We start from the raw sequence: 5,509 nt of genomic DNA, 5'->3' as shown, positions 1-5,509 counted from the left end.
TCGTCCAGGCCGGCCACGAGCGCGGCGACCTGGTCGCGGTCGGCCATGTCGCAGGCCACCACGCTGACCCGTACGCCGGTGGCGGTCAGCTCGTCGGCCAGCTCGCGGGCGCCGGCGGCGTCGAGGCCGCGGCGGCTGGTCAGCACCAGGTGCTCCGCGCCGCTGTCGGCGAGCCAGCGGGCGGCCTGCGCGCCGATCGCGCCGGTGCCGCCCGTGATCAGCACGGTGCCGCGCGGCTGCCAGGCGGTGACCTGCCCCGACGCGGGGGTGGTGGCGGGGGTGAGCCGCCGGACGAAGGTACCGGACGGGCGGACGGCGAACTGGTCCTCGTCGCCGGCGGCGGTGAGGATGCGGGCCACCTCCGCCCAGGTGGCGGCGTCGGGCTCGGCGGGCAGGTCGACCAGGCCGCCCCAGGCGCGGGGGTGTTCCAGGCCGACCACCCGGCCCAGCCCCCACAGTGCGTGCTGCGCGGCGCTGGCCACCGGATCCGCCGGGCCGGTACCGACCCCGCCCCGCGTCACGCACCACAACGGCGCGGACACGTCGACGTCCTGCAACGCCTGCACCAGACGGGTCGTCGCGACCATCCCGGTGGGGATGCCGGGGTGGCCTGGGTACTGCGCGTCCGCCAGGCCGAGCAGGGACACCACCCCGGCCGGCTGCGCGTCCCGCTCCCCGGCCAGCCGCTCCGCCAACTCCTCCCGGGTGACCCGGGCCGGGTCGACAGCCAGCTGCCGCACGGCCGACCCGCCGGGCAGAGCGGCCGCGAGCAGCTCCAACCAGCCGTCCACCGCGGGATCGTCGACCGGCCGCACCACCAGCAGGTCACCGGCCACGGCACCGCCGCCGACCGCCGGGGCCGCCCGCTTCCACACCACCCGGTACGACCAGCCGTCCAGCACCGCCCGCTGCAACCGGGCCTTCCGCCACGACGACAACACCGGCAACGCCGGAGCGAGCAGCTCCGCGTCGGCCGCGCCGCCGTCGAGCTGGGCGGCCAGCGCCGCCACGTCGGAACGCTCCACCGCCGACCAGAACTCGATGTCGATGACGTCGGGGCTGACCGGTCCCGTGGCGGCCGGTGCCACCGGCTCCGGCCAGTAGTGCTCGCGCTGGAACGCGTACGTGGGCAGGCCCGTGAGCACCGGCGCGGGGGCGAGGATCCGGCGGTAGTCGACCGGCAGCCCGTTGGCGTGGGCCAGGGCGAAGCTGGTCAGCAACCGGACACGGGCGTCCTCACCACGACGCAGCGTTGCCAACGCCCGACCATCGGCGCCCGTGTCGTCCAGGATCGCGGTCACCGACATGGTCAGCACCGGGTGCGGGGAGACCTCCACGAAGTCCGTGTGACCAGCGTCGATCGCGGTACGCACGGCGGTGTCGAACAGCACCGGCAGGCGCAGGTTCTCCGCCCAGTAGTCGGCGTCCATCCGAGCGCCGTCGAGCCAGGTCCCCGTGACCGTCGAGATGATCCGGACGTCGCCGTCGCTCGGGGCGAGGCCAGCCAGTTCGGTACGTACCCGGTCGGAGACCGGCTGCACCGCCGGGGAGTGCGAGGCGTAGTCAACGGCCACGAGCCGGGCCCGCACACCCTCCGCGACGCACGCCGCGACCAGGTCGGCGACGGGCTGCGGCGGCCCGGCGACGGCAGTGGTACCGGGGCCGTTGATGACGGAGACGGTCACGCCCTCGGGCAGCCGTGCGGTGACCTCGGCGGCAGGCAGGTCGATCGCCGCCATCGCCCCGGTGCCGGCAATGATCGCCAGGGCCCGCACCCGCAACGCCAGCACCTTCACCGCGTCGGCCAACGACAGCACCCCGGCCACGTGGGCGGCCACGATCTCACCCTGCGAGTGGCCGATCACCGCCTTCGGGGTCATGCCGGCCTGCCGCCACAGCCGCGCCAGACCCACACCGACCGCGAACAACGCCGGCTGCGCCACCTCGGAACGGCCCAGCCACGAGTCGTCGGTGCCCGTCAGCACCGCGCGGATGTCGATGTCGAGCCAGCGGTCGAACTCCGCCTGGCACTCGGCGAGGGCCTCGTCGAACACCGGGCAGGCGCCGATCAGCCCGGCCGCCATCGCCACGTGCTGCGCGCCCTGCCCCGGGAACACCCAGACCGGGCCCTCCCCCGGCTCACCCGCCACCCCCGTGACGACGGTGCCGGCCGGGGTGCCGGCGGCAACCGCGTCCAATCCGGCGAGCAACTGCGCCGGATCGGCGGCCACCACCGCCGCCCGGTGCTCGAACACGGACCGGGTGGTCGCCAGCGACCAGGCCAGCCGGGCCGGGTCGACGTCGTCATGGTCACGGACGTACCGGGCGAGCCGGGCCGCCTGCTCCCGCAGGGCGGACGCGGACCGGGCCGACAACGGCCAGACCGTGGCGGAGGAGGCGAGCAGGCCGGGCTGCTGCGCCACGGGCACCAGCGCGGCGGCGGGGTCGGGCGCCGCCACCGGGGCGGTCTCCCCGGCGGCGGCGCCCGCGCCGGACGCCACCGGGGCGGTGGTGGCGTCCGGGGTCTCCTGGGGTGCCTCCTCGATGATCACGTGGGCGTTGGTGCCGCTCATCCCGAACGAGGAGACACCGGCGCGGCGGGCCTGCTCCCCGCGCGGCCAGGGCAGCGCCTCGGTCAGCAGCGACACCGCGCCGGCCGACCAGTCGACGTGGGGGGTGGGCTCGTCGACGTTCAGGGTGGCCGGCAGCGTGTCCTGCCGCAGGGCCATGACCATCTTGATCACCCCGGCGACGCCGGCGGCGGCCTGGGTGTGGCCGATGTTCGACTTCACCGAGCCGAGCCGCAGCGGGCGGTCCGCCGGCCGCCCCTGGCCGTACGTGGCGAGCAGGGCCGTGGCCTCGATCGGGTCGCCGAGGCTCGTGCCGGTGCCGTGCGCCTCCACCGCGTCGACCTGCTCCGGGGAGAGCCGCGCGCTGGCCAGGGCCTGGAGCACGACCCGCTGTTGGGACGGGCCGTTGGGGGCGGTGAGGCCGTTGGACGCGCCGTCCTGGTTGACGGCACTGCCGCGCACCACGGCGAGGACGGGGTGGCCGTTGCGGCGGGCGTCGGAGAGCCGCTCCACGAGCAGCATGGCGGCGCCCTCGCCCCACGCGGTGCCGTCGGCACCGGCGGCGAACGCCTTGATCCGCCCGTCGGGGGCGAGCCCGCGCTGGCGGGAGAAGCCGACGAACGCGCTGGGGGTGGACAGGATGGTGGCGCCGCCGGCCAGCGCGAGGGTGCACTCGCCCTGACGCAGGGCGTGGCAGGCCAGGTGCAGCGCGACGAGGGACGACGAGCAGGCGGTGTCGATGGAGACGGCGGGGCCCTCGAGCCCGAGCGCGTACGCGATGCGGCCGGAGACCACGCTGGCGGCGGTGCCGGTGAGGACGTACCCCTCGACGCCGGGCGGGGGCGACTGGAGCAGCGCCGCGTAATCCTGGACGGTGGTGCTGGCGAAGACGCCGACCTGGTGGCCGCGCAACGTGGCCGGGTCGATGGCGGCGTGTTCGAACGCCTCCCACGAGGTCTCCAGGAGCAGCCGCTGCTGCGGGTCCATGCCCAGCGCCTCGCGCGGGGAGATGCCGAAGAAGCCGGGGTCGAACTCGGTGGCCGAGTCGAGGAACCCGCCCTGTGCCACGTACGAGGTGCCGGGGTGGTCGGGGTCCGGGTGGATCAACCGCTCCAGGTCCCAGCCGCGGTCGGTGGGAAAGTCGGACATGGCGTCGCGGCCGGAGGCGACCAGCCGCCACAGGTCCTCGGGCGAGCGCACCCCGCCGGGAAAGCGGCAGCCGATACCGACGATGGCGATGGGCTCCCGGTGGGCCGCCTCGAGTTCTCCGAGCTTCCTCCTGGTCTGGTGGAGGTCCGCGGTAACCCATTTCAGGTATTCCCGGAGAGTGTCTTCAGTCGCCATTAACGCCACCTTTTCGGGCCGGAAAAAGACGACCAGATACCGTCCACAGACGCTTCAAGCCGCGACACCACAGCCCATTCAGCCCGACCACGAATTGCAATAATCAACAGCGTTGCAGTGCCCACCAGGTCCTACTTCCCGGAGGAAGGTAAGTTCCGGCCGGCAGCGGTCACAACCCCTAGCGTCCCCTACGGCCGCCCCTAGCAGGACCACCGCCGGAGCGGTCGCAGGCTGGCCTGCCAACGCCCCGCCGCCGGCCCCGCGGGGCCGGCGGCGGTGGCAATGTCAGCCGCCGCGGCCGGCCCCGTGGGCGCGCCCCACAAATGGGCGACCAATTGTTCAGAAAACCCCGCCGGCATTGCCGCCGGGACCGCCGAGCTCCCGATGGATGAATTCGAAGATCTCGGCGTCGCTGGCCCCCTCGAGCGTCTGCGTCACGGGGGCCTCGGCCGGTGCGGGCCGGTCCTCGCCCCAGCGGGCGATGAACGCCTGCAACTGCACCAGCAGCTTCTGCCGGGTCAGCTGGTCCGGGGCGCTGGCGGCGAACAGGCCGTCCAGTTTCTCCAGTTCCGACAGCAGGCCGGCGGTCGCGGTCGCCCCCTCCTCCACCACGAGGGTGCGCAGGTGGCGGGCCAACGCCAGCGGGGTCGGGTAGTCGAAGACCACGCTGCCCGGCAGGCTCACCCCGGTGGCCGCCCGGAGCCGGTTACGCAGCTCCACCGCGGTCATCGAGTCGAAGCCGACCTCGCGGAACGCCCGCGCCGGGCCGAGCTCGCCGGTGCCCGGGTGGCCGAGCACCGCCGCGGCCTGGGTGACCACGAGGTCGACCAGGACGGCGTCCCGCTCCGCGTCGGCGAGCGGCCGCAGCCGCTCGCGCAGCGCGGCGGCGGCCCCGTCGTCGGCCGGCTCGTCGGTGTGCAGGCCGCGCAGCGCCTCCTGCGCCTCGGGAACCTCGCCGAACAGCGGCCGGGCCCGCACGGCGGCGACGGCCGGCACGAACCGGTCCCACCGCACGTCGGCCACGACGAGCTGCGCGCCGTCAGCCACGGCCCGGCGCAGCGCGGCGACCGCCAGCTCCGGGTCCATGCCGGGCAGGCCGCGCCGGCCGAGCTGCTCCAGGTCGGCGTCGGCGAGGCCGTCCGCCCAGGGGCCGAACGCCACCGACGTCACCGGCAGGCCGGCGAGGCGCCGGTTGGCGGCGAGAACCTGGAGCAGGGCGTCGCCCGCCGCCTGGCCGGAACGGCCGCCGGAGCCCCACACCCCCGAGGTGGACGAGCAGAGCACCAGCGCCCCCAGGGCCCGGTTCTCCAGCTCGTCGGCGTACCGGGGGATGTCGCCGACGGTGGCGAGCAGGTCCGCGGCGAGGTCGGCGAGGGTCAGCTCGGCCAGCGGCACGGTGCCGGTGTCGGCCGGTACGTGCACCAGCGCGGTCACCGGCCGCCCGTCGGCGGCGAGCTGCTCCATCCGGTCGGTCAACTTCCCGCCGGCCGGCTGGTCCAGCGGCACCACGGCGGCGCCGTGCCGGTCCAGCCAGGCGGTGGTGTGCCGGCTGACCGCCCCCGCCCCGCCGGTCATCAGGACGGTGCCCTGCGGGG

2 protein-coding genes are annotated in these 5,509 nt (G+C 75.3%); both read right to left on the bottom strand.

Features of this window, described 5'->3' with window-relative positions; translation table 11 throughout:
- Positions 1 to 3,914 (bottom strand): type I polyketide synthase (locus tag AB0L34_RS32645; RefSeq protein ID WP_363709394.1); only part of this gene is annotated, 3,914 nt, incomplete at its 3' end.
- 339 nt (positions 3,915 to 4,253) lie between these two features.
- Positions 4,254 to 5,509: KR domain-containing protein (locus tag AB0L34_RS32640; protein WP_363709392.1), on the bottom strand; the 1,256-nt coding region annotated here is incomplete at its 5' end.

This window comes from Micromonospora sp. NPDC052213, from assembly GCF_040679695.1.
Classification (GTDB): Bacteria; Actinomycetota; Actinomycetes; order Mycobacteriales; family Micromonosporaceae; genus Micromonospora.
Note: the sequence above shows the minus strand (reverse complement) of the source record. Positions and strands in the feature narration are given on the sequence as shown.